At 65.2% G+C, this 20860-nt stretch carries 18 protein-coding genes; 12 read left to right on the top strand and 6 right to left on the bottom strand.

Translation table 11 applies throughout. From position 1 onward, the window contains the following. The first annotated feature begins 34 nt into the window (after positions 1-34). The 3 genes from LQ232_RS02720 to LQ232_RS02710 all read left to right on the top strand — a co-directional run bounded on the left by LQ232_RS02720 (position 35) and on the right by LQ232_RS02710 (position 2453). Positions 35-1216, top strand: coding sequence for an isovaleryl-CoA dehydrogenase (locus LQ232_RS02720; RefSeq protein ID WP_230178709.1), 1182 nt, complete (start codon positions 35-37; stop codon positions 1214-1216). An 82-nt stretch (positions 1217-1298) separates the two neighbouring features. Continuing rightward, positions 1299-2135, top strand: coding sequence for a PEP-CTERM sorting domain-containing protein (locus LQ232_RS02715; RefSeq protein ID WP_230178707.1), 837 nt, complete (start codon positions 1299-1301; stop codon positions 2133-2135). A gap of 3 nt (positions 2136-2138) precedes the next feature. Then, complete coding sequence (locus LQ232_RS02710; RefSeq protein WP_230178704.1) at positions 2139-2453, top strand: hypothetical protein; 315 nt, start codon at positions 2139-2141, stop codon at positions 2451-2453. Here LQ232_RS02710 and LQ232_RS02705 read toward each other — a convergent pair. The 4 genes from LQ232_RS02705 to LQ232_RS02690 all read right to left on the bottom strand — a co-directional run bounded on the left by LQ232_RS02705 (position 2370) and on the right by LQ232_RS02690 (position 5468). Continuing rightward, on the bottom strand, positions 2370-3539 hold the full coding sequence (locus tag LQ232_RS02705; RefSeq protein WP_230178702.1) for a poly(3-hydroxybutyrate) depolymerase: 1170 nt from the start codon (positions 3537-3539) through the stop codon (positions 2370-2372). The genes LQ232_RS02710 and LQ232_RS02705 overlap by 84 nt on opposite strands. Before the next feature lie 95 nt (positions 3540-3634). Beyond that, positions 3635-4240 carry a PEP-CTERM sorting domain-containing protein gene (locus LQ232_RS02700; protein ID WP_230178692.1) on the bottom strand — a complete coding sequence of 202 codons (606 nt, stop codon included), beginning with the start codon at positions 4238-4240 and terminating at the stop codon, positions 3635-3637. A gap of 25 nt (positions 4241-4265) precedes the next feature. Then, complete coding sequence (locus LQ232_RS02695; RefSeq protein WP_230178690.1) at positions 4266-4847, bottom strand: CHRD domain-containing protein; 582 nt, start codon at positions 4845-4847, stop codon at positions 4266-4268. Positions 4848-4922: 75 nt separating this feature from the next. Beyond that, positions 4923-5468, bottom strand: coding sequence for a hypothetical protein (locus LQ232_RS02690; RefSeq protein ID WP_230178689.1), 546 nt, complete (start codon positions 5466-5468; stop codon positions 4923-4925). Between the two features lie 148 nt (positions 5469-5616). Here LQ232_RS02690 and LQ232_RS02685 point away from each other — a divergent pair, with 148 nt between their 5' ends. Continuing rightward, positions 5617-6474 carry a DUF6502 family protein gene (locus LQ232_RS02685; RefSeq protein WP_230178686.1) on the top strand — a complete coding sequence of 286 codons (858 nt, stop codon included), beginning with the start codon at positions 5617-5619 and terminating at the stop codon, positions 6472-6474. Continuing rightward, positions 6467-7438, top strand: a complete 972-nt coding sequence (locus LQ232_RS02680) for a DUF5666 domain-containing protein (protein ID WP_230178684.1) — start codon at positions 6467-6469, stop codon at positions 7436-7438. The genes LQ232_RS02685 and LQ232_RS02680 overlap by 8 nt, the downstream gene beginning before the upstream one ends. A gap of 11 nt (positions 7439-7449) precedes the next feature. Here LQ232_RS02680 and LQ232_RS02675 read toward each other — a convergent pair whose 3' ends face one another. Both LQ232_RS02675 and LQ232_RS02670 read right to left on the bottom strand, forming a co-directional pair. Beyond that, complete coding sequence (locus LQ232_RS02675) at positions 7450-7932, bottom strand: DUF1854 domain-containing protein (RefSeq protein WP_230178682.1); 483 nt, start codon at positions 7930-7932, stop codon at positions 7450-7452. Beyond that, positions 7929-10196 (bottom strand): ABC transporter ATP-binding protein, encoded by a 2268-nt coding sequence (locus LQ232_RS02670; RefSeq protein WP_230178680.1) that lies wholly within the window; start codon positions 10194-10196, stop codon positions 7929-7931. The genes LQ232_RS02675 and LQ232_RS02670 overlap by 4 nt, the downstream gene beginning before the upstream one ends. A 138-nt stretch (positions 10197-10334) precedes the next feature. Between LQ232_RS02670 and cphA (LQ232_RS02665) the strand changes: the two genes are divergently transcribed. The 7 genes from cphA (LQ232_RS02665) to LQ232_RS02635 all read left to right on the top strand — a co-directional run bounded on the left by cphA (LQ232_RS02665) (position 10335) and on the right by LQ232_RS02635 (position 20860). After that, a complete protein-coding gene (gene cphA, locus LQ232_RS02665; protein ID WP_230178678.1) occupies positions 10335-12542 on the top strand; it encodes a cyanophycin synthetase in 2208 nt (735 codons plus the stop codon). Positions 12543-12573: 31 nt separating this feature from the next. Beyond that, positions 12574-15150, top strand: coding sequence for a cyanophycin synthetase (gene cphA / locus LQ232_RS02660; protein WP_230178676.1), 2577 nt, complete (start codon positions 12574-12576; stop codon positions 15148-15150). A gap of 1 nt (position 15151) precedes the next feature. Continuing rightward, positions 15152-15481 carry a hypothetical protein gene (locus LQ232_RS02655; RefSeq protein WP_230178673.1) on the top strand — a complete coding sequence of 110 codons (330 nt, stop codon included), beginning with the start codon at positions 15152-15154 and terminating at the stop codon, positions 15479-15481. Between the two features lie 94 nt (positions 15482-15575). Then, positions 15576-15875 carry a flagellar basal body protein gene (locus LQ232_RS02650; protein ID WP_230178671.1) on the top strand — a complete coding sequence of 100 codons (300 nt, stop codon included), beginning with the start codon at positions 15576-15578 and terminating at the stop codon, positions 15873-15875. A gap of 55 nt (positions 15876-15930) precedes the next feature. Further along, positions 15931-17091, top strand: coding sequence for a class I SAM-dependent methyltransferase (locus LQ232_RS02645; RefSeq protein WP_230178669.1), 1161 nt, complete (start codon positions 15931-15933; stop codon positions 17089-17091). 16 nt (positions 17092-17107) lie between these two features. After that, on the top strand, positions 17108-17323 hold the full coding sequence (locus tag LQ232_RS02640; protein WP_230178667.1) for an oxidoreductase-like domain-containing protein: 216 nt from the start codon (positions 17108-17110) through the stop codon (positions 17321-17323). Between the two features lie 690 nt (positions 17324-18013). Next, complete coding sequence (locus LQ232_RS02635; RefSeq protein WP_230178666.1) at positions 18014-20860, top strand: peptidoglycan-binding protein; 2847 nt, start codon at positions 18014-18016, stop codon at positions 20858-20860.

Genomic DNA, 20860 nt, shown 5'->3' with positions numbered 1-20860 from the left:
CCAGCCCACCACCACCTCACCGAGGAGACACACCATGCACGACCTGCCCGGACTCGACCACCAACTGGGTGACGACATCAACGCCCTGCGCGACACCGTGCGCCATTTCGCGCAGACCGAGATCGCCCCGCGCGCGGCCAGCATCGACCGCGAAGACCAGTTCCCCATGGACCTGTGGCGCAAGCTGGGCGGCCTGGGTGTGCTGGGCATCACCGCCTCGGAAGAGTACGGCGGCGCCAGCATGGGCTACCTGGCCCACATGGTGGCCATGGAAGAGATCAGCCGCGCCTCGGCCTCGGTGGCCTTGAGCTATGGCGCCCACTCCAACCTGTGCGTCAATCAGATCCACCGCACCGGCACCGCGCTGCAAAAGCGCAAGTACCTGCCCAAGCTGATCAGCGGTGAGCACGTTGGCGCGCTGGCCATGAGCGAGCCGGGCGCGGGCTCCGACGTGGTCAGCATGAAGCTGCGCGCTGAACTCAAAGGCGACCACTACCTGCTCAACGGCACCAAGATGTGGATCACCAATGGGCCCGATGCCGACACCCTGGTCGTCTATGCCAAGACCGAGCCTGAGCGCCACGCGCAAGGCATCACCGCCTTCATCATCGAGAAGGGCATGCCCGGTTTCAGCATCGCGCAGAAGCTGGACAAGCTGGGCATGCGCGGCTCGAACACGGGCGAGCTGGTGTTCGACAACGTGCGCGTGCCGGTCGAGAACGTGCTGGGCCAGGTCAATGGCGGCGTGAAGGTGCTGATGAGCGGGCTGGACTACGAGCGCGCGGTGCTCTCGGGCGGGCCCTTGGGCATCATGCAGGCGGTGATGGACAACGTGGTGCCCTACATCCACGAGCGCAAGCAGTTCGGCCAGGCCATTGGCGAGTTCCAGTTGATCCAGGGCAAGGTGGCCGACCTGTACACCACCCTGCAAGCCGGGCGTTCGTTTGCCTACACCGTGGCCAAGAACCTGGATGCCCTGGGCCCGGACCACGCGCGCCAGGTGCGCAAGGATTGCGCCTCGTTGATCCTCTGGTGTGCCGAGAAAGCCACCTGGATGGCGGGCGAAGGCATCCAGATCTTTGGTGGCAACGGCTACATCAACGAGTACCCCTTGGGGCGGCTGTGGCGCGATGCCAAGCTGTACGAGATTGGCGCGGGCACGTCGGAGATCCGGCGCATGCTGATTGGGCGCGAGCTGTTCACAGAAACCATTTGATTCAACAGCCCGATGCAAGCTCCCTAGAATCTGATGGGCGGGTCCCACGACTGGCCTCCATCCATCAAACCAGGGAATCACCATGTCACTTTTCAAGACTTCATTCATCGCGAGCGCACTGGCCTTGTCATGGTCGGTCATGTCGGCCCAGGCCGCGGTCAGCAGCAACACCTCCTTGACCAACATCCAGATCACGGTCGAGGATCTGAACACTGGGGATCTGGTGCTGCCATCTTTCAGCATCACGGATTCACCACGCGGCACTCTGCTCCACCTCGCCCTGAGCGCTGCTCCGGACTACTACACCTACTATGGTGACGACTGGACCGGAGAGGACTGGTTGACAACCCCGATGAGCCTGACCGTCAATGCCCCCAAGTCGACGGCCACGGCCTCGGTCGGCGTCGACTTCCTGAGCGCATCCGGCTTGGCGTTCACCAATGGCGGAACCTTCATCGCCTACTCAGCGGCACCTGACTACCAGGGCGACGATTTCACACTCAGTGCCCACACCAGCGTCCGCATCAAGGCTCTGGCCTCTGTTCAATTCAGCCTGGATGCCCGCCAGCCAACGCCCGGCATCCAGCAAGTTGGCTCAGATGAAGTCTCGGGCAGTGCGGGCATCTCCCTGGTTGGCAGTGATGGCCCATTCTTGGAGGAGCGTTTCGGCTTGGAATACACATTCCTAAAACACCATGATGCGGTCAGCTACGGGGGCTCTCGATGGCTGGAAGTCGAACTCACCAATGATTCCGACCATGCCATCCATGGCCAGTTCTCTGTGTTTGCCCACGCGCTTGGCGCCCTCGCCACCACGGTTCCCGAACCGTCAGACCTGGCGCTGACGTTGGCAGGATTGGGTGTGCTGGGCGGATGGGCTCGCCGCAAGGCCCTCACCTCGGCGACCTCCAGCACCTGAGGCATGCCAGACAGCCACGACCCCATCGTCATCCTCGCCGCCGGCCGCACGCCCATTGGAGGATTCCAGGGCGCGCTCTATTCGCTGAGCGGTCCCGCACTCGGGGGCGTGGCCATCGCTGGCGCCTTGGCCAAGGCGGGTGTGCCGGGCGGGTCCGTGGACGAAGCATTGTGCTGCACGCAACATTTTTCGCCCGCGTGGGGTTTTAAAGGCTGCTTGGCGGACCGGCGATCCTCACCGCGCCTTCAACAGATCATCCACCATCGCCTTCACCGCCTTCATCTGCGGCGCCGATTGCTTGGCAAAGTTGGGGGCTGATGGGTTCAGTGCCGCGAACTTCTCGGTGTAGCCCCAGAAGTCCCAACACCCTTTGGGGTTGAACCGGTAGGGATCCGTGGGCGCACGGCCACGGGGATCGCTGGGTTTGACCTGCGGGTACAGCACCACGACGTGGCCGGCCTCGGCCCAACGGTTGTAGCCCGTGTCCCTCACGAACTGCAGGCCGAACTTCTGGCCCCCCACTTTGAAGTTCTGCCCTTGCTCGCACCCATGGAAGGCCACGTGCAGGCGGCAATGCGCGCCAGTCTGCTCGCAGGCCTTGGGCACATAGACCCAACCCGTGCTGTCCAGGCTGCTGAACACCTTCTTGTCATCGTAGGTGGTCTGCTTGAATTGCTTCAATGCCCCTTCGTCAAAGGTGCCCGCCTGCCAGTCAGGGTTGCCGGGGTAGAGCCACTTCAACAACTCACCAGCCGCGTCCAGGTTGCACTGGGTCAGGAAAGGCGTGTGGGTCAGGCTGCACGCCTGGCTGGCCAGCGGGCTGGGAAAACCATGCCCGGCCTCGGCATTCGCCTCACGTCGGATCTGCGCCAAAGGCACGCCCAGGCGCTCGTAAAACTTTTGCGCCGCGGTGACCAACCGAGAGTCCACCACATGGTCTTTCTCGCCCGAAAACAACCAGACGCGGTGGCCTTTGAGGTGGAAGGTGTCATCAATGGCATGGGCTTCGGCATTGCCCGCCACGGCGTTCTGGCTGAACAGCAGGTACACGTCAGGATTGAAGACCTGGCAACCGCCCCCAAACGCGTGCATCAATTGCAGCGCGAAGTTCTGTTCGGCCGGGCACGAACAGTTGAACATGGCCGTGGACACGCTGCCCCGCGAACAACCATAGGGGCCGCCAGCCAACACCGCCGCGCCCGACAAGGAGGCAGAGTAGGCCACCTGGAACTGCCCGGCCATGTAGGCGCCGGACGACAGGCCCGACACGGTGACCGAATCACGCTGCAAGCCCAGCGAGGGTAGCCGCGTCAAGACATCGGCCTGGACTGCGGACACCGCCAGGCCGACGAGCATGGACGCCAGCAAGCGGGGTGGAAGAGACAACGCGAAGTGAGCCGGCATGGGGGCACTCCCTGGGCTTGATTTGAAATTTGCTGCAACGCAGCATTTCGTGCAGCTTAACGCCCCCAGGCCGACAATGCAAAGGAAGCCCCTGATCAGGAAGACTGGCGTCGCCCGTACACGGCCACGGTGGCCAATCCCAAGGCCATGGACAGGAGCGTGCCTGGCTCCGGCACTTCAGAGACCGTGATCAGGGAACGGCTCCGGGTCGAGGGGCCAAACCTCCATTCACTCGCGATGAAGCTGTCCACGTACCCCACTGCGCCAAACTCGGTTTCGGGGGCCGCCCCGATCATGCCGAAATAGCCGTGGAAGACAGGATAGTCAGCCTTGCGCTCACCATCTGGTGAAACCGTGATGTACACGCCTTGAAAAGTGGAAGGGTCGTTGTCAACGCCGGTATGGCCGACTTTGAATGCCAGCAACAGTTCCTGAAAAGACTTCAACGGGGACGCGAAATCACGGATGTCGGCGTTGCCTGAGAACGTCAGGAAAGCCTGGCTTATTTCCCCCGGACTCCAGGCTGAGATCAGACCATCCTGGTCGAGGTCGACGCCCTCAAGCGTCAAATTGAGCTCACCGCCCCCAATGAACCCGTCTTGATGCAACAGATAAGGCGCGGCCTGCACCAACGACGATGCGGCCAAAGCCGCGATGCACGCCAACGCTGGCAGACTGTGCTTGAACATGATTTTTTTCATACATGACTCCTTGGATGGGTTGGATTCATCGACGGCGTGGGTAAACACTGGCCAGACCTAACAGCCCCACCAGCATCAGGATCGGCGTTTGAGGCTCGGGCACCGCGGCCGCGAAATTGCCGCGCAATTCGCCCCCGGGAAACGCCGAGGTGTGCAGGTTGAAGTAAGCCGTTCCGTCGCCCAGGGTCTGGCCCAACGCCTGGAAGGCCGAACTCGCCGTCCCGCCATGCGTGCTGACAAAGGACCCGCTCCAGTTGCTCAACTGACTCAGGTCGAAAGTGTGGTCGTAGCTGCCGGCCGTGGCCCCTATGGGAAAGTCGGAGAACACCAGCGCCACTGCGGCATTGCCTGCGTTGGGCAAGGCGGTGCAGCAATGGATGTGGGCCATCGTGGCCGAACCGCTCAGGCCGGCAAAGCTGGCTTGCACGCGCATGCTCAAGCTGTGCTCGTCCAGCGTCACGGTGGTCGAACCTGTGCCTCGCGAAAGGTTGCCAGGCGATTCGCTGGCACCCAACAGCTGCGCGGTGTACGCCACACTGTGTGCGGCCGCGGGCAAAGCCGCGCTCAAGCCGAGCAGACTGGCTGCGATGAGGTGACTGGGTTTCATGGTTTTCTCCTTGGGTTTTGAAAAATGAAAGGTGATGGCCCGCGATCCACGCGCTGCGGGCCCAAGCGCTTGAATTCAAGCCAGGGGGCGTTGGTAGATCTGCAACATGCGGGGCCTGATCCACCGCAGGACGCACAGTCCGCACAAGATCAGCAAACCAAGAAACATCACGGCGAAGCCCGACAGGCTGATGACCCTGGCCAGGGGTTTGGCCAAGCCCAGGAAGCCCGCATAAAGCCATGAGGCGCCGCTGATCGCCGCCATCACCGCGGCCAGGTTGGCCGCGCGCCCCGCATCGGCGGGCGGCTTGCTCACCGCCGTGAAAAAGAAGCGGTGCAGTAAATGGCCATTGAAGGTGAGCAACAAAGCCACCAACACTTTGGCCACCAACTTGGGCCGAGCGGCAATCACCGCCAGGTCAAAACCCGTGTCGATCCAGATGATCAGCAAGCCGGTGATCCACAACATGCCCAACATGCCCGCGACCAATTGGCCGCCGGTGCGCAGCAAGGCCAGATCGACGCGCCGCCCCTTGAACAGCGACAGGTCGGCAAAGGCGATGCCGATGGCCGCGCCTACCACGCTCAGCACGTGCAGCATCAACAAGAACATGCGTTCCATTTCCATGGCTTCTTCCCCAGGTCATCCACCAACCAACTGCATCAAATGTGCGTTCTGCACATTTCACGCTCAAGCTTAATTGCATTTGCTTGCAAAAATGTGCATTTCGCACATTTACAATGAAACCTGTCTTCCACTTGGTCGCCTCATGTCAGAGCAGGATCCGAGCAACGCCGTCCCCGCCGCCCTCAGCGCCTTGCTGCTGCCTTTGGCACGGCTGGCGGTCTCGCAGGGCGTGCCTTTAGCGGTGGCCGAGGCGGCTTTGAAACGAGCTTTTGTGAGCGCCGCGCGCGATGCCCTCGTGGAGGCCGGCCTGCCCGAGCACCGCTTGGTCAGCCGCATCAGCACCACCACCGGTCTGAATCGACGCGAAGTCACCCGGCTCACGCAAAGCGAGCCGAGCCAGCAAAAGCCGGTCGCCGTCTCATCGGCCGGCGAGGTGTTCACCCGTTGGGTGACCGACAAGAGTTTGCGCACCAGGCAAGGCACGGCCAAGGCGCTGGCGCGCGTGGGCCCGGCCCCCAGCTTTGAAGCCTTGGCCCGCTCCGTCACGCAAGACGTGCATCCGCGCAGCCTCCTGGACGAGTTGTGCCGCCTGGGCATCGCCCAACTTAACCCGCAGAGCGACACCGTCAGCCTGCTGCGCGACGCCTTCGTGCCAGGTGATGACCAGCAACACATGCTGGCCTTCCTGGCCGACAACGTGGGCGACCACTTGAACGGCGCAGTGTCCAACGTGATCGGCCAGGGCGAGCCGCCCCACTTCGACCAAGCCGTGTTCGCCGACGAACTGTCAAGTGAATCGATGGCCCTGGTGCGGCAGTTCGTGTCCAGCCAGTGGCAGCGCCTGCTGAACGAAGCCGTGCCCTTGCTGGAGCAGTGCATCGAGAACGACCGACAGGCCGAGCGCCAGCAGGACCAGCGCGTCCGCATTGGCTTGTACAGCTATGTCGACGACATGGCGACCCCAAAAAATGAATCCAGGACGAGGAAAGACCATGAATAAAGCCGCCAAGAAGGCTTGCATCGCACTTTGTTCAGGCATCCTGCTGGCCGCCTGGCTCACCGGGTGCGGCGGCGGCGATGAATCCACCGCTGGCGTGGGCAGCGGCGGCACCGGGTCTTACTCCGGCGGCCCCATCACCGGCTTTGGCTCCATCGTGGTCAATGGCATCCATTTCGACCAGACCACGGCTCAGGTGACCGATGCGGACAACCAACCCCGGGCAGCGTCCGAACTCAAGCTGGGCATGGTGGTTCAGCTGCAAGGCTCGCCGGTGCGCACGCAGGCGGGACGGCAAGTGGCCACCGCGGAGCTCATCCAGTTGAGCAGTGAATTGCTGGGGCCGGTGGACGCGATTGGGGCCAACAGCCTGACCGTCATGGGGCAGACCGTGCTGGTGGACAGCCGCACGCACTTCTCGGCTGATCTGCCGGCAGGGCTGGCCAGCCTGGTGGCGTCCGATGTGGTCGAGGTCTACGGCTTTCACGATGCCGCCAGCGAAAGTTACGTGGCCACGCGCGTTGAAAAGCGCGATGCCCTGATGGTGCAGCACTACGTGGTCAAGGGTGTGCTCAAGAACCTGGACCTGGGCACGGGCTACTGCTCGATCGGCGCCCAGACGCTGGCCTATGCCTGGCAAAGCCCGCCGCCCGGACTGGCGAACGGCCGCGTCGCGCGCGCCCTCATCAATGTGTCGACCCTACCCATGGGCAGCGTCTGGACCGCCCAGTCGATGACCTTGAACACGCCATTGGTGGCCAACCGCGACGACGCCACGGTCGACGGCTTGGTGACCAACCTGAGTCCCGGCAACCACCGCCTTTTCAGCGTCAACGGCATCGCCGTGGATGCCGTCAGCGCCAGCTGCGCGGTGTGCTCCACCCTGCACCTTGGCGACCACCTGAAGGTCAAGGGGCGACTGGTGGATTCGGTCTTGGTGGCCAGCGAGATCGGCTTGTCGAACTGAGCTCGCTCAGGTCAAAGAAACCGTTCCAACAGGCGCCGCGACGCCGTGTCCAGCGCCATGCGATCGCGCACCGCGAACTGCACGCCGTGGCTGCTGGTGATCAGCAAAGCGCCGCCCGCCAGCCGGCGGATGTCGTCTTCGCTCTTGAGCACGAAAATGGCCGGGCCCCGGTCGGTGGTCACCGCCCAACTGCTGGGCGTGCCAAAGGTGGAGACGGCTTTCAGGCGCTCGATCACGGGCGTGAACTCGCGCAAGGCCAGCTCTTCCAGCAGCAGTTGCCGCGCCTCTTCAGGCAGGGCGCTCAGCCGGGCGATCCAGACCAATTCATGGCCATGCGTGTCGACCAAGGACAGGCCCTCATCAGGTGCCGCGATGGGGAAGGCCCGCACCGGCGTGACGCCATCGTGGCGAACACCCTTTGCATCGATCAGGACCAGCCGACCGAAGTTGTCACGGCCCAGCGTGAACGTCATCATCGTGGTGTCGCCGCTCATGCCTGATGCTCCTTCTCGGCCTGTTGCTCCTTGCGGGCCTGGGCCTCGTACAAGCGCCAGTAAGCGCCTTGCCTGGCCATCAGCTCGTCGTGCGGCCCCACCTCGACCACGCGGCCGCGGTCCATCACCACCAGGCGGTCTGCCTTGCGCAGCGTGGACAAGCGGTGGGCAATGGCGATGGTGGTGCGGCCCTGCACCAGGTTGTCCAGCGCCTTCTGGATCTCTTTTTCCGTCTCGGTGTCCACCGACGAGGTGGCCTCGTCCAGGATCAGGATGCGCGGGTCGATCAACAGCGCCCGCGCGATCGAGATGCGCTGGCGTTCACCGCCCGACAGTCCTTGACCGCGCTCACCCACCAGCGAGTCATAGCCCTGCGGCAGGCGCAGGATGAACTCGTGCGCGTGCGCCGCCCGTGCCGCGGCCACGATCTCGGCGCGGGTGGCATCGGGCTTGCCGTAAGCGATGTTCTCGGCGATGGTGCCGAAGAAGAGGAAAGGCTCTTGCAGCACCAGGCCGATGTGGCGCCGGAAGTCGGCCACGCCCACGCGGCGGATGTCGGTGCCATCGATGCGGATGGCGCCTTCGCTCACGTCATAGAAGCGGCAGATCAGGTTGACCAGGGTGCTCTTGCCGGAGCCGCTGTGGCCCACCAGGCCGATCATCTCGCCGGGCTGGATGTCCAGGTTCAGACCGCGGATCACGGCGCGGCTGCCATAGCGAAAGCCGATGCCCTCCATCTGCAAACGGCCTTGCACCGTCGGCAGCGCCACCGGGTTGGTGGGCTCGGGCACGTTCGAGACATGGTCCAGGATGTCGAAGATGCGCTTGGCGCCAGCCGCCGCTTTCTGCGTGACCGAGACGATGCGGCTCATCGAATCCAGCCGGCCGTAAAAGCGCCCGATGTAGGCGATGAAGGCCGTGAGCACACCCACCGTGATCTGCTGGTGCGAGACCAGCCAGATGCCAAAGGCCCACACCACCAGCAGCCCGATCTCGGTCATCAGCGACACCGTGGGCGAGAACAGCGACCAGGTCTTGTTGAGCTTGTCGTTGATCTCCAGGTTGTGCCAGTTGGCGTCCTTGAAGCGCTTGGCCTCACGCTGCTCTTGCGCAAAGGCCTTGACCACGCGGATGCCGGGGATGGTGTCGGCCAGCACATTGGTGACCTCGCCCCAGACGCGGTCGATCTTCTCGAAGCCGGTGCGCAGGCGGTCGCGCACCAGGTGGATCAGCCAGGCGATGAAGGGCAGCGGCAGCAAGGTGACCAGGGCCAGCCAGGGGTTGATCGAGAACAGGATGATCGCCGTCATGGTGATCATCAGCACGTCGGTGGCGAAGTCGAGCGCGTGCAGCGAGAGGAAGACGCTGATGCGGTCGGTCTCGGAGCCGATGCGCGACATCAGGTCGCCCGTTCGCTTGGTGCCGAAGTATTCCAGCGACAGGTTCAGCAGGTGCTCGAAGGTGCTGGTCCGCAGATCGGCGCTGATGCGCTCGGACACCAGGGCCAGCACATAGGTGCGCGCCCAGCCCAGGCTCCAGGCCAGCAGGGCCGAGATCAGCAAGCCGCCCAGCAAGGCGGCCACGTACCAGGTGTCGATGGTCTGGCCGCTCTGGAAGGGGATCAGCACCTTGTCCATCAGCGGGATGCTGAGGTAGGGCGGGACCAGGGTGGCGGCGGTGGAGGCCAGGGTCAGGGCAAAACCCAGGGCCAGCTTGCCCTGGTAGGGCCGCGCAAAGCGCCACAGGCGCAGCAGCACCCAGGTCGAGGGTGGCTCGTCGGCGCTGCGGTCGCAGGCGGGGCAATCTTCACTGTCGGGCGGCAGCGGGGCATGACAAGTGGGGCACAGAGGCAAGCCGTCGTCGTCCAGGGCCGCAGGGGTGCCAGCCTTCAGTTGCGCCTGCTGGCGGTCAAAAAATGTCTGGAAACCTTGAGCCGCCACACCCACGGCCATGGTGAAGTGCCAATGGGCCAGGCGTTGCCGCGCGTCGTGCAGTTCCAGCGTGCCGACGCCGGCGTGGTCAAAATGCCGCAAAGCCAGCCCCTCGGCCAGGGGCCAGGCGCGCCAAACGCCTTCAGGCTCGTCCTGGGAGAGCAGGCGGCGGTCGGTCAGCACCAGAACACCCTCGGAAAACCGCAAACGCGGGTCCAGGTCAACCACCAGGGTGGCTAGAACGTTCTCTTCTTTTGCAAGCTGGGCCTGCAGGCCTACCTGAGCGTGTTTGGCCAGGGCCCCGCGAGCGTCAACAGGATGATGATGTTGCATTTTGATTTCGTAGCGCAATCGCGGATTCTCGCCGAATCGGTGCCACTTGCGGCCAGGGTTGCTGTGATCAGCCCCGGTGTCCTCAAGCACAATCCCGGGTCGCGCGCCGCCTGAACGGTCGCCAGAACGCACAAGAACATGACAAGAATGGACGACATCAAACTGCTGCGCATCAATTACCTGCGTGGCCCCAATGTCTGGACCTACCGCCCCGTGCTGGAAGTCTGGCTGGACTTGGGTTTGCTGGAAGATCACCCCTCCAACCTGTTGCCGGGCTTCAACGACCGTCTGGTGGCGCAGTTGCCGGCCTTGATCGAGCACCACTGCGGCGTCGGCGAGCGCGGTGGCTTCCTGGAGCGCCTGAAAGAAGGCACCTGGGCCGGACACGTGCTGGAACACGTGGTGATCGAGTTGCTGAACCTGGCCGGCATGCCCACCGGCTTTGGCCAGACGCGCAGCACCTCGAAGCGTGGCATTTACCGCATGGTGTTCCGTGCGCGTGAAGAGCACGTGGCCCGCACCGCCCTGGCCGAAGGCCACCGCCTGCTGATGGCCGCCATCAACGACCAGCCTTTTGACGTGGCCGCCACCGTGGCCAAGGTGCGCGACCAGGTGGACGACTGCTACCTGGGCCCCAGCACCGCCTGCATCGTCTCGGCCGCCACCGACCGGCGCATTCCCCACATCCGCCTGAATGAAGGTAACCTGGTGCAGCTGGGCTATGGCGCCCGCCAGCGCCGCATCTGGACGGCCGAAACTGACCTGACCAGTGCCATCGCCGAAGGCATCGCCAGCGACAAGGACCTCACCAAGAGCTTGCTCAAGTCCTGTGGCGTGCCCGTGCCCGAGGGCGAAGTGGTGGACAGCCCCACCGCCGCCTGGGAAGCAGCGCAAGACATCGGCCTGCCTGTGGTGGTCAAGCCCAGTGATGGCAACCACGGCCGGGGCGTGGCCCTGGACCTGAAAACCCAGGCCGAGGTCGAGGCCGCGTTTGAAGTGGCCGACAAGCACGGCAGCGAAGTCCTGGTCGAGAAATTCATCCGTGGCCACGAGCACCGCCTGCTGGTGGTGGGCGGCAAGGTGGTCGCGGCTGCCCGGGGTGAAGCCGCCTGGGTGACGGGCGATGGCCGCTCAACCGTCATGCAACTGATCGACGCGCAGCTGAACACCGACCCGCGCCGTGGTCTGAACGAAGACTTCCCGCTCAACGTCATCAAGCCTTTGGAAGACGAGGCCGTGTTGCTCGACCTGCAGCGCCAGGGCCTCACCATCGACGCCATCCCTGACCCCGGCCGCCAGGTGCTGATCCAGCGCAATGGCAATGTCGCCCTCGATTGCACGGACGATGTCCACCCCGAAGTCGAGCACGCCGTCACCTTGGCAGCGCGGGTCATTGGCCTGGACATCGCGGGCGTTGACGTGGTGGCCCAGGACATTTCCCGCCCCTTGAAATCGCAAGGCGGTGCCATTGTGGAAGTGAACGCCGGCCCTGGCCTGTTGATGCACCTCAAACCGGCCGAGGGCTCGCCCCGCCCGGTGGGCCGCGCCATCGTTGACCACCTCTTCCCCGAAGACGACGACGGCCGCATCGCCATCGTGGGCATCACTGGCTCGCAGGGCACTAGCACCTTGGCGCGCCTGATCACCTGGCTGATCCATTTGAGCGGCAAGTACGTGGGCCTGGCCTGCCGCGATGGCCTGTTCCTGGACCGCCGCCACGTCGAGCGCCAGGACGCTGCCCATTGGGACGCCGGCCACCGCCTGCTGATGAACCGGTCGGTGCAGGCCGCCGTGTTCGAGACCGGCGCCCGCGCCATCCTGCGTGATGGCCTGCCCTACGACCGTTGCCAGGTGGGCGTGGTCACCGACCTGGAAGGCGCGTCCGAGTTGGCCGAATTCGACATCGGCGAATCCGACCAACTGGTCAAGGTGCTGCGCACCCAGGTGGACGTGGTGCTGCCCGAAGGGGCCGCCGTGCTCAATGCCAACGACGAGCGCATCGCGGCCATGGCCGCCCTGTGCGACGGCCAGGCCGTGCTCTACGCCGAAGACCCGCAACTGGCCACCATCGTGCAGCACCGCGCACAGGGTGGCCGCGCCGTGTTCATGCGCCAGGGCATGGTGGTGCTGGCCAACGGCGCCTTTGAGAACACCTTAAGCGAGTTGAGCAGCCTGACGCTGCGCCAGGGCCGCGGCACACCCGTGTCGTCCGACACCCTGCTGGCCGCTGTGGCCGCTGCCTGGGCACTGGACATCAAACCCGACCTGATCACCGCGGGCATTGAAACCTTCGACGCCGACCTGTCGCCGGCCCGCCCTACGCTGGGTTTCACCTACGCCCGCTGAAGAAGCAAAGTACAAGAAAAGAGACACGCTGATGGACGTTTCCCGCATCCGGGCACTGAGGGGTCCCAACCTCTGGAGCCGACACACGGCCGTGGAGGCGATCGTGGCCTGCACCGAGGCTGAGCGATCGATCGTCAACCTGCCCGGCTTCGAGGCGCGCGTGCGCGCCCTGTTCCCGGCCATTGGCGCGCTGCAACACCGGGGCGCCAACACCAAGGTGTCGCTGGCCCACGTGTTGGAAACCGCCGCACTGGCCTTGCAGGCCCAGGCCGGATGCCCGGTCACTTTCAGCTGCACGGCCGTCACGGTCGAACCCGGCGTGTACCAGGCGGTGGTCGAGTACTCCGAAGAAGCCGTGGGCCGGCTGGCCTTCGAGCTGGCGCAAGCCTTGGTCAACGCCGCCTTGAACGGCACCGATTTCGACGTGGACGCGGCCATCACGCAATTGCGCGAACTGGACGAAAGCGAGCGCCTAGGCCCCAGCACCGGCGCCATCGTGGAAGCGGCTGCCGCGCGCGGCATCCCCTGGCGACGCTTGACGCAAGGCAGCTTGGTGCAGTTCGGCTGGGGCTCGCGCCAGCGCCGCATCCAGGCCGCCGAAGTTGATGCCACCAGCGCCGTGGCAGAGTCCATTGCCCAAGACAAGGACCTGAGCAAGAAGCTGCTGCACGCGGCCGGCGTGCCCGTGCCCATGGGGCGCCCGGTGCAATCGCTCGACCGAGCCTGGGCCGTGGCGCAAGAGATTGGCCTGCCCGTGGTCGTCAAGCCGCAAGATGGCAATCAGGGCAAGGGCGTGACGGTCAACATCGTCAGTCGCGATCACCTCGACATCGCTTACAAAGCCGCTGCCGAGTATGGCGAAGTCATGGTCGAAAAGTACCTGCCCGGCGACGACTTCCGGCTGCTGGTCGTGGGCGACCGCCTCGTGGCCGCCGCCCGCCGCGACCCGCCCCAAGTGATCGGCGATGGCGTGCACACCGTGCGCCAACTGGTCGACATCGTCAACCAGGACCCCAAACGCGGCGAAGGCCACGCCACCTCGCTCACCAAGATCCGCTTCGACGAGATCGCCGTGGCGCGCCTGGACGTGCAAGGTCTCCAGCCCGATTCGGTGCCCGACAAGGGCCGCCGCGTCATCCTGCGCAACAACGCCAACCTCAGCACTGGCGGTACGGCCACCGACGTGACCGACGACGTGCACCCTGAAGTGGCCGCCCGCGCCGTGGCCGCCGCGCAGATGGTGGGCCTGCACATCTGCGGTGTCGACGTGGTCTGCGAGACCGTGCTCAAGCCGTTGGAAGAACAGCACGGCGGCATCGTGGAAGTGAACGCCGCGCCGGGCCTGCGCATGCACCTCACACCGTCCTTCGGCAAGGGCCGGCAAGTGGGCGAAGCCATGGTGGCCAACCTCTTCGGCCCGGGCGACGATGGCCGCATCCCGGTCGTGGCCGTCACGGGCACCAATGGCAAGACCACCACGGCCCGCCTGATCGCACACCTGCTGGCCTCGACCGGCCTGCGCGTGGGCATGACCAACACCGACGGCGTCTATGTGGAAGGCCGCCAGATCGACAGCGGCGACTGCAGCGGCCCCAAGAGCGCCCGCAATGTGCTGATGCACCCGGATGTGGATGCCGCCGTGTTCGAGACCGCCCGTGGCGGCGTGCTGCGCGAAGGCCTGGGCTTTGACCGCTGCCAGGTGGCCGTGGTCACCAACATCGGCTCGGGCGACCACCTGGGCCTGAACTACATCACCACGGTCGAAGACCTGGCGGTGCTCAAGCGCGTGATCGTGCAGAACGTCGCGCGGGATGGCTATGCGGTGCTCAACGCCGCCGACCCCAATGTGTCGGCCATGGCCAGCAAGGCCGTGAGCGAGATCATTTTCTTCGCGCAGGACCACCACCACCCCATCATGGCCACGCACCGCGCGCAGAACAAGCGCACCGTGTTCGTCGATGGCGACGCGATCGTCGCTGCGCAAGGCGCCTGGCGCGAGCGCATCCCGCTGCGCGACATCCCCATCACCCGCAACGGCACGATCGGCTTCCAGGTCGAGAACGTGCTGGCCGCCGTGGCCGCAGCCTGGGGCGTGGGCCTGGACTGGGACGCCGTGCGCAGTGGCCTGGCCAGCTTCGTGAACGACGCAGACAACGCGCCTGGTCGCTTCAATGTGATGGACTACAAGGGCGCCACCGTGATCGCCGACTACGGCCACAACCCGGACGCCATGCGCGCCCTGGTCTCGGCCGTGGAAGGCATCCCGGCCAAGCGCCGATCCGTGGTGATCAGCGGCGCCGGCGACCGCCGCGACGACGACATCCGCGAGCAGACCGCCATCCTGGGCGATGCCTTTGACGACGTGCTGCTGTTTCAGGACGCTTGCCAGCGCGGCCGCGTCGACGGCGAAGTGCTCGCCCTGCTGCGCGATGGCCTCAAAGATGCCCAACGCACGCGCAACATCGACGAAATCCGTGGCGAGTTCGTGGCCATCGACACGGCCCTGCACCGTTTGTCTCCGGGGGATCTGTGCCTGATATTGGTGGATCAGGTGGAAGAGGCACTGGCACACTTGGCCAAACGCGTCGCCGAATCCACACCTTCCTGAGATGAACCACCTGCGCCTGAAAGCCCTGAGCCTTGCCCTGCCCCTGGCCGCCCTGCTGGGCTGCGCCACGGTGCAGGTGACCCCGGTGGCCACGGGCAGCGGCGAAGCCGCTTACGAGCTGGCAGGCACCAGCATCGCGCAGCTGGAAGCCGAGGCCCAGCGCCTGTGCCCTCATGGCTACGATGTGCGGCGCCAGGCGCACAACTACCAGCGCATGGCCAACGACCAGCTCTACCCTGTGCGACTGTGGGACCGCATCACCGGCAACCTCAACACACCCACCAACAACAAGGCGCAGATGGCCGTGGTGTGCAAAGCGCCCCCGCCATGAACAATTCCCGCCCTGGCCACTTATCGGCCAGCGCGGTCTGCGGATAAGACCTACATTTCATTGACAGCTTGTGTCATTGATCTTGAGGTTCTCCATGAACGCAGTCTCATCGATCGGCCGATCCGGCATGACCGCAGCCCTCCAGCAACTGGACAGCTCGGCCCACAACATCGCCAACAGCCAGACGTCGAATTTCAAACGCGAGGTCGTCAACCAACGCGAATTGCCCAACGGCGGCGTGGCGACCACCATCGAACAGACCCAGACCATCGGGCATGACCTGGCCGCCGACATCGTGCAGCAGATCTCGTCCACCTATTCCTTCCAGGCCAACCTGCACACCGTGCGCACCCAGCAGGACATGATGGGCATGCTGATCAACCTGCAGGCCTGAAGGCGCTGCGGCCGCCGCAGCAGCCCCCTGACTTACACTCATTGGGAAAGCCCCAATGAGTCTCACCACACCATCCCCCTCCGCACTCGATGCGCCCTTCCCCTTGGTCCACTGGACCGAGGCCGAGCAGGATCAGTCCGCCCGCTGGCGCTCTGAAAGCGCCACGCCCCCGCCCAAACGCGTGGTGCTGGCCGACGACCGCATGAGCGCCGACACCGCTTACCGTCTGGCCTGCGAAGGCACCGGCCTGCTGTGGCGGGGCGATTACCAGAACGCCCGGCACCTGGTGCAGGCCTTGGCGCGCCGCGCCGACCGCAAGACGCGCAAGACTTCAGCCACGCCCGCCGAGGCCTTCAACCTGCACCGCCAGGCCCAGGCCCAGCGCGCACGCGTGCTGGGCTCGGTGTTGATCCCCTTGAACGCCGACCACACCATCCCGCTGCGCCGCGCGCCTGATGCGCAGCAGGCGTGTGTGGAGGCTTATGGCCCCGGCAGCGAAGCCAGCGTGGTCTCTTTGCGCGAACTGCTGGGCCTGATCGGTGCACACGAGTGGCGCAAGAAGGGGGTCGAGATCCCTTTTTTGAAAGACCGCATCCACCCCCATTACGGCGTGTTCTCACCAGTGCGGGGCGAGTACATCGACCTGCTGGCCAAGGCGCCGTTGCCCTCCAACACTGCCCTGGCCTTTGACATCGGCACAGGCACGGGTGTGATCGCCGCCGTGTTGGCCCGCCGTGGTGTGGACCGCGTGATTGGCACTGACCAGGATCCGCGCGCGCTGACTTGCGCACGCGAGAACATCGATCGACTGGGCTTGTCCGCCAAGGTGGACATCATGCAAGCGGACCTGTTTCCCGAAGGCAAAGCACCGCTGATTGTCTGCAACCCGCCTTGGGTGCCGGCCCGCCCCAGCTCGCCCATCGAGCACGCGGTGTATGACCCGGACAGCCGCATGCTGAAGGGTTTTTTGACCGGCTTGGCGGCGCACCTGGAACCGGGTGGTGAGGGGTGGTTGATCATGTCGGACCTGGCCGAGTACCTGGGCCTGCGCGCGCAAGGCGAATTGCAGGCGGCCATGGAAGGTGCAGGCTTGCGTGTCATCGGCCGGCTGGAGGTGAAGCCTCGCCACCCCAAGGCCACCGACGACAGCGATCCCTTGCACGTGGCCCGGCAGGCCGAGCTGACTTCGTTGTGGCGCCTCGGGGTTCGCGCCTGAATCGACGTTGACGTTCATGGACTTTCCGCTCACTGACCTGGCTTCGGCCCAGCGCATGTTTGCGGCCCTGCAAGCGCAGGCCCAGGCACGTGGTGTTGAGTTGCGCCCGCCTCCGCCCGAACCCACCAGTTGTTGTGGGCGTGGCTGCAACGGCTGCGTGTGGGAAGGCTTCTTTGCGGCCGCCGCCTATTGGCGCGATGAGGCGCTGCTCATCCTCGACGACTCTTTCTGAGTGGCTTTGTCCGCTGAGGGTTGATCGCTTTATCTGGTAGCGCGGGGCGCGGGCTGGTGCGGTCTCCGGCAGGGCTTCAGCTTGGTGGCCCCGCTGGTAGCGGGACTGCCTTGCGATGCTCATGCCGAGGTGGGGCCGTGGAACTCGTTTCGCGGCCTTTGGCCGCTGCACTCAAACAACCACGGCCAGTCAGATGACGATGCACGCTGTCGCGTGCCCACCTCGGCACTCCGCTTCTCAGCACCAAGCCAGTCGCCCCGCCGGAGACCGACCCAGCCCTTTGTTCGCCCCGCTGGTGGCACGCCACGGCTGCATTTCGTGCTACGCCACCAGCTGGGCGATCAGGGATGAGGCAGAGGTGGGCGGGGCGACTTCGGGGGCGTCGAGGAGCGCAGGCCGCGGCGGGTTGCCCCTCGCGCAGCGAGGGGTCGGCGAGGACTGTCTGAGCTGGCCGCAGGCCAGCGAGTTCCGCAGCCGCCCGCCGTGGCCGAGCACCGAGCGCAGTCCGCCGCTACGCGGTGGACCGCCACCATAGGAGCCCTGCCCGCCTCCGCCGAATCCCCCACGCCGCGCTGTCCGACAAAGCACCCCAACAAGCACCAAACCCCCTAGCTTGCAACCACACCCTAGGGATGGCACCCCCACCCTCCCTGTTGAAAAATGAGTCACTCCACTCACAAGGGCAGGATCATGGGCAGTTTATTGGTCAGGGGCAGTCAAGGCACAGACGTCAAACGCCTGCGTCAACAATTGGCCAAAGAGCTGGGCCCCGACGGCGCCGACTACAGCAAGCTGGCCTCCGGCCAGGACTTCGACGCCGACCTGGAAGCCGCCGTGCGCCGCTGGCAATCGGGCACCGGCCTGATCGCCGATGGCGTGGTCGGCCCGCGCTGCCAGTCCTTGCTGGGCCTGGTCACCTTGCCCCCCTTGGCCATCGCCCTGGACAACGACGCCGTGCGGCGCCTGTTCCCCGCCACCAAACCCTCCAACATCGCGCGCTACCTGCCCTATGTGGCCGCCGCCCTGCAGGCCATGGGCCTGAACGACCGCAGCATGATCTGCGCAGCCCTGGGCACCATCCGCGCTGAAAGCGAAGGCTTCCTGCCCATCTCCGAGTTCCCCTCGCAGTTCAACACCAAGCCCGGCATGGCACCCTTCAGCGCCTACGACGGGCGCAAGGCCCTGGGCAACACCCAACCCGGCGATGGCGCCAAGTTCAAGGGGCGCGGTTTCATCCAGCTGACCGGCCGTGCCAACTACACCCAGTACGGCACCGAGCTTGGCATCGACCTGACCAGCAACCCTGACCTGGCCAATGCCCCCGAAGTGGCCGCCATGCTGCTGGCCACCTTCCTGGCCCACCGCGCCGACGCCATGCGCGCCGCCCTGGCCGAAGGCAAGTACCTGGCCGCCCGAAAGATGGTCAACGGCGGCTCCCACGGCCTGGACCGCTTCAAGAACGTGTTCGACCTGGCCAAGCAGGTGTGGCCCATCCCCGAGCCCAAGGTGGGCGTCAGCACCGCCGCCCGCAAACGCGCCGCTGCCCCCCTCAAGAAAAACCGCCCCCTCACCGTCGCCAAAGACCCGGCCGACCTGCGCGACCGCTTCTACATGCCGCCGCCCGTGAGCCTGCCCGGCGAGTTCCCCGACTCCAGCGACATCAAGCGCTTCTTGTCCACTTACACCAAGGCCGGCCTGATCCTCGACCAGGGCCAGGAAGGCGCGTGCACTGGCTTTGGCCTGGCGTGCACGGTCAACTACCTGCGCTGGCGCAAGCAGCAAATGCCCAAAGTGCTGGAGTCCGTGAGCGCGGCCATGCTCTACAGCTTCGCCCGCCGCTACGACGAGTACGAAGGCGAGAACTACGAAGGCTCCAGTTGCCGGGGTGCCATCAAGGGCTGGTTCCACAACGGCGTTTGCCTGGACACCGACTGGCCCCACCGCGACCACGATCCCGTCCAACCCAAGTACGGCTACGCCCAACGCGCCGCGCAGAACACCCTGGGCGTCTACTACCGCATCGAGGTCAAGTGCATCACCGACCTGCAGGCCGCGATCCGCGAAGTGGGCGCCATCTTCGTGTCCAGCACCACGCACGAAGGCTGGAACCAGATCACCAACAAGGCCCGTGCACCCACCGGCCATGCCAGCCTGCCCGTGATCCCCTACGACGGCCACCCTTCTGAAGTCGATGGGCACGCCTACGCGCTGGTCGGCTTCAACGAGCAGGGCTTCGTGCTGCAGAACTCTTGGGGACCCACCTGGGGCGCGGGCGGCTTTGCCGTGCTCACCTATGCCGACTGGCTGGCCAACGGCATGGACGCCTGGGTGGTGGCCCTGGGCGTGTCGGGCGTGATGGTGGGGGGCATGACCACGGCCGCCGCCAGCCAGACCCGCACCGCCAGCGCCGACCCGGCCAATTGGTGGGACGAGCGCCGCGCCTACCAGCACAGCATCGTGATGGGCAACGACGGCCGCGTGCGCCGCTACCTGACCGAAGACGAGGTCAGCCGCACTTTGTTGCACCAGGCCTCGGTGCTGCCCGACACCTGGTTCCGCAGCCAGCCCGGCAAGACCAAGCGCCTGGTGATCTACGCGCATGGCGGCCTCAACAGCGAGGCCGATGCCATCAAGCGCGCCCGCGCCCTCGGCCGCTTTTTCGTGGGCAATGGCTGCTACCCGCTGTTCCTGGCCTGGAAGACCGGCCTGGTGGAAAGCATCGGCAACATCATCCAGGAAGCCCACCGTCAGCAAGCGCCGATGGCTGCTGGCGTGGGTGAATGGATCACCGACCGCACCGACCTGCTGATCGAAAAATCCATCGGCCGCCCCTTGGTCAAGCCCGTGTGGAGCGAGATGAAGGAGAACGCCGAGCTGGCCTTCAACACCACGCGAGGCGGCGACCTGCTGATCACGGCCTTGCAAAAGCTGATGAGCACCTGGGGCGATGACCTGGAGATCCACCTGGTGGGCCACTCGGCCGGCTCAATCATCCTGGGCCACATGCTGGATCTGGTGGCCAAGCGCGGCTTGGTCGATCAGGTTTCGTCCATCCAGCTCTGGGCCCCGGCCTGCACCGTGCAGTTCGCCAACCAGCACTACGCGCCGCATGCCGACCTGATGAAAAAACTGCACCTTCAGGTGCTGTCTGACCGCAATGAGCGCGATGACAACGTGGTGGCCATTTACCGCAAATCGCTGCTGTACCTCGTGTCGAACGCGCTCGAAACCGACCTGCGCACACCCATCCTGGGCATGGAGAACGTGTTCAACCCCGACTACCGGGGCTGGGATGGCTCATCAAGCACGGCCGAGTCCCTGCGCAATTGGCGGCAGGCGGCGGCCAATGCGGGCTTGGTGGCGGGCGAGCGGCTGGTGGTGGTGGACCAGGACAAGATCACCGTGGCCAAGCCGGACCGCCAGGCCAAGGCGGCCCATGGCACGTTTGACAACGATGTGGAGGTTGTCAGCCGGGCGATTCAGCGCATCAGCGGCGGTGCGCTGAAAACGCCAGTGGATGACTTGAGGGGGTTTTGA

Source organism: Aquabacterium sp. CECT 9606 (assembly GCF_918741295.1).
Lineage (GTDB): Bacteria > Pseudomonadota > Gammaproteobacteria > Burkholderiales > Burkholderiaceae_C > Aquabacterium.
The sequence above is the reverse complement of the archived record's forward strand: the minus strand, read 5'-3'. Positions and strand labels throughout refer to the sequence as shown.

Coding starts and splice junctions, on each gene's coding strand:
- LQ232_RS02720 (WP_230178709.1), top strand. CDS start 35: ATGCACGACCTGCCCGGACTCGACCACCAACTGGGTGACGACATCAAC.
- LQ232_RS02715 (WP_230178707.1), top strand. CDS start 1,299: ATGTCACTTTTCAAGACTTCATTCATCGCGAGCGCACTGGCCTTGTCA.
- LQ232_RS02710 (WP_230178704.1), top strand. CDS start 2,139: ATGCCAGACAGCCACGACCCCATCGTCATCCTCGCCGCCGGCCGCACG.
- LQ232_RS02705 (WP_230178702.1), bottom strand. CDS start 3,539: ATGCCGGCTCACTTCGCGTTGTCTCTTCCACCCCGCTTGCTGGCGTCC.
- LQ232_RS02700 (WP_230178692.1), bottom strand. CDS start 4,240: ATGAAAAAAATCATGTTCAAGCACAGTCTGCCAGCGTTGGCGTGCATC.
- LQ232_RS02695 (WP_230178690.1), bottom strand. CDS start 4,847: ATGAAACCCAGTCACCTCATCGCAGCCAGTCTGCTCGGCTTGAGCGCG.
- LQ232_RS02690 (WP_230178689.1), bottom strand. CDS start 5,468: ATGGAACGCATGTTCTTGTTGATGCTGCACGTGCTGAGCGTGGTAGGC.
- LQ232_RS02685 (WP_230178686.1), top strand. CDS start 5,617: ATGTCAGAGCAGGATCCGAGCAACGCCGTCCCCGCCGCCCTCAGCGCC.
- LQ232_RS02680 (WP_230178684.1), top strand. CDS start 6,467: ATGAATAAAGCCGCCAAGAAGGCTTGCATCGCACTTTGTTCAGGCATC.
- LQ232_RS02675 (WP_230178682.1), bottom strand. CDS start 7,932: ATGAGCGGCGACACCACGATGATGACGTTCACGCTGGGCCGTGACAAC.
- LQ232_RS02670 (WP_230178680.1), bottom strand. CDS start 10,196: ATGCAACATCATCATCCTGTTGACGCTCGCGGGGCCCTGGCCAAACAC.
- cphA (WP_230178678.1), top strand. CDS start 10,335: ATGACAAGAATGGACGACATCAAACTGCTGCGCATCAATTACCTGCGT.
- cphA (WP_230178676.1), top strand. CDS start 12,574: ATGGACGTTTCCCGCATCCGGGCACTGAGGGGTCCCAACCTCTGGAGC.
- LQ232_RS02655 (WP_230178673.1), top strand. CDS start 15,152: ATGAACCACCTGCGCCTGAAAGCCCTGAGCCTTGCCCTGCCCCTGGCC.
- LQ232_RS02650 (WP_230178671.1), top strand. CDS start 15,576: ATGAACGCAGTCTCATCGATCGGCCGATCCGGCATGACCGCAGCCCTC.
- LQ232_RS02645 (WP_230178669.1), top strand. CDS start 15,931: ATGAGTCTCACCACACCATCCCCCTCCGCACTCGATGCGCCCTTCCCC.
- LQ232_RS02640 (WP_230178667.1), top strand. CDS start 17,108: ATGGACTTTCCGCTCACTGACCTGGCTTCGGCCCAGCGCATGTTTGCG.
- LQ232_RS02635 (WP_230178666.1), top strand. CDS start 18,014: ATGGGCAGTTTATTGGTCAGGGGCAGTCAAGGCACAGACGTCAAACGC.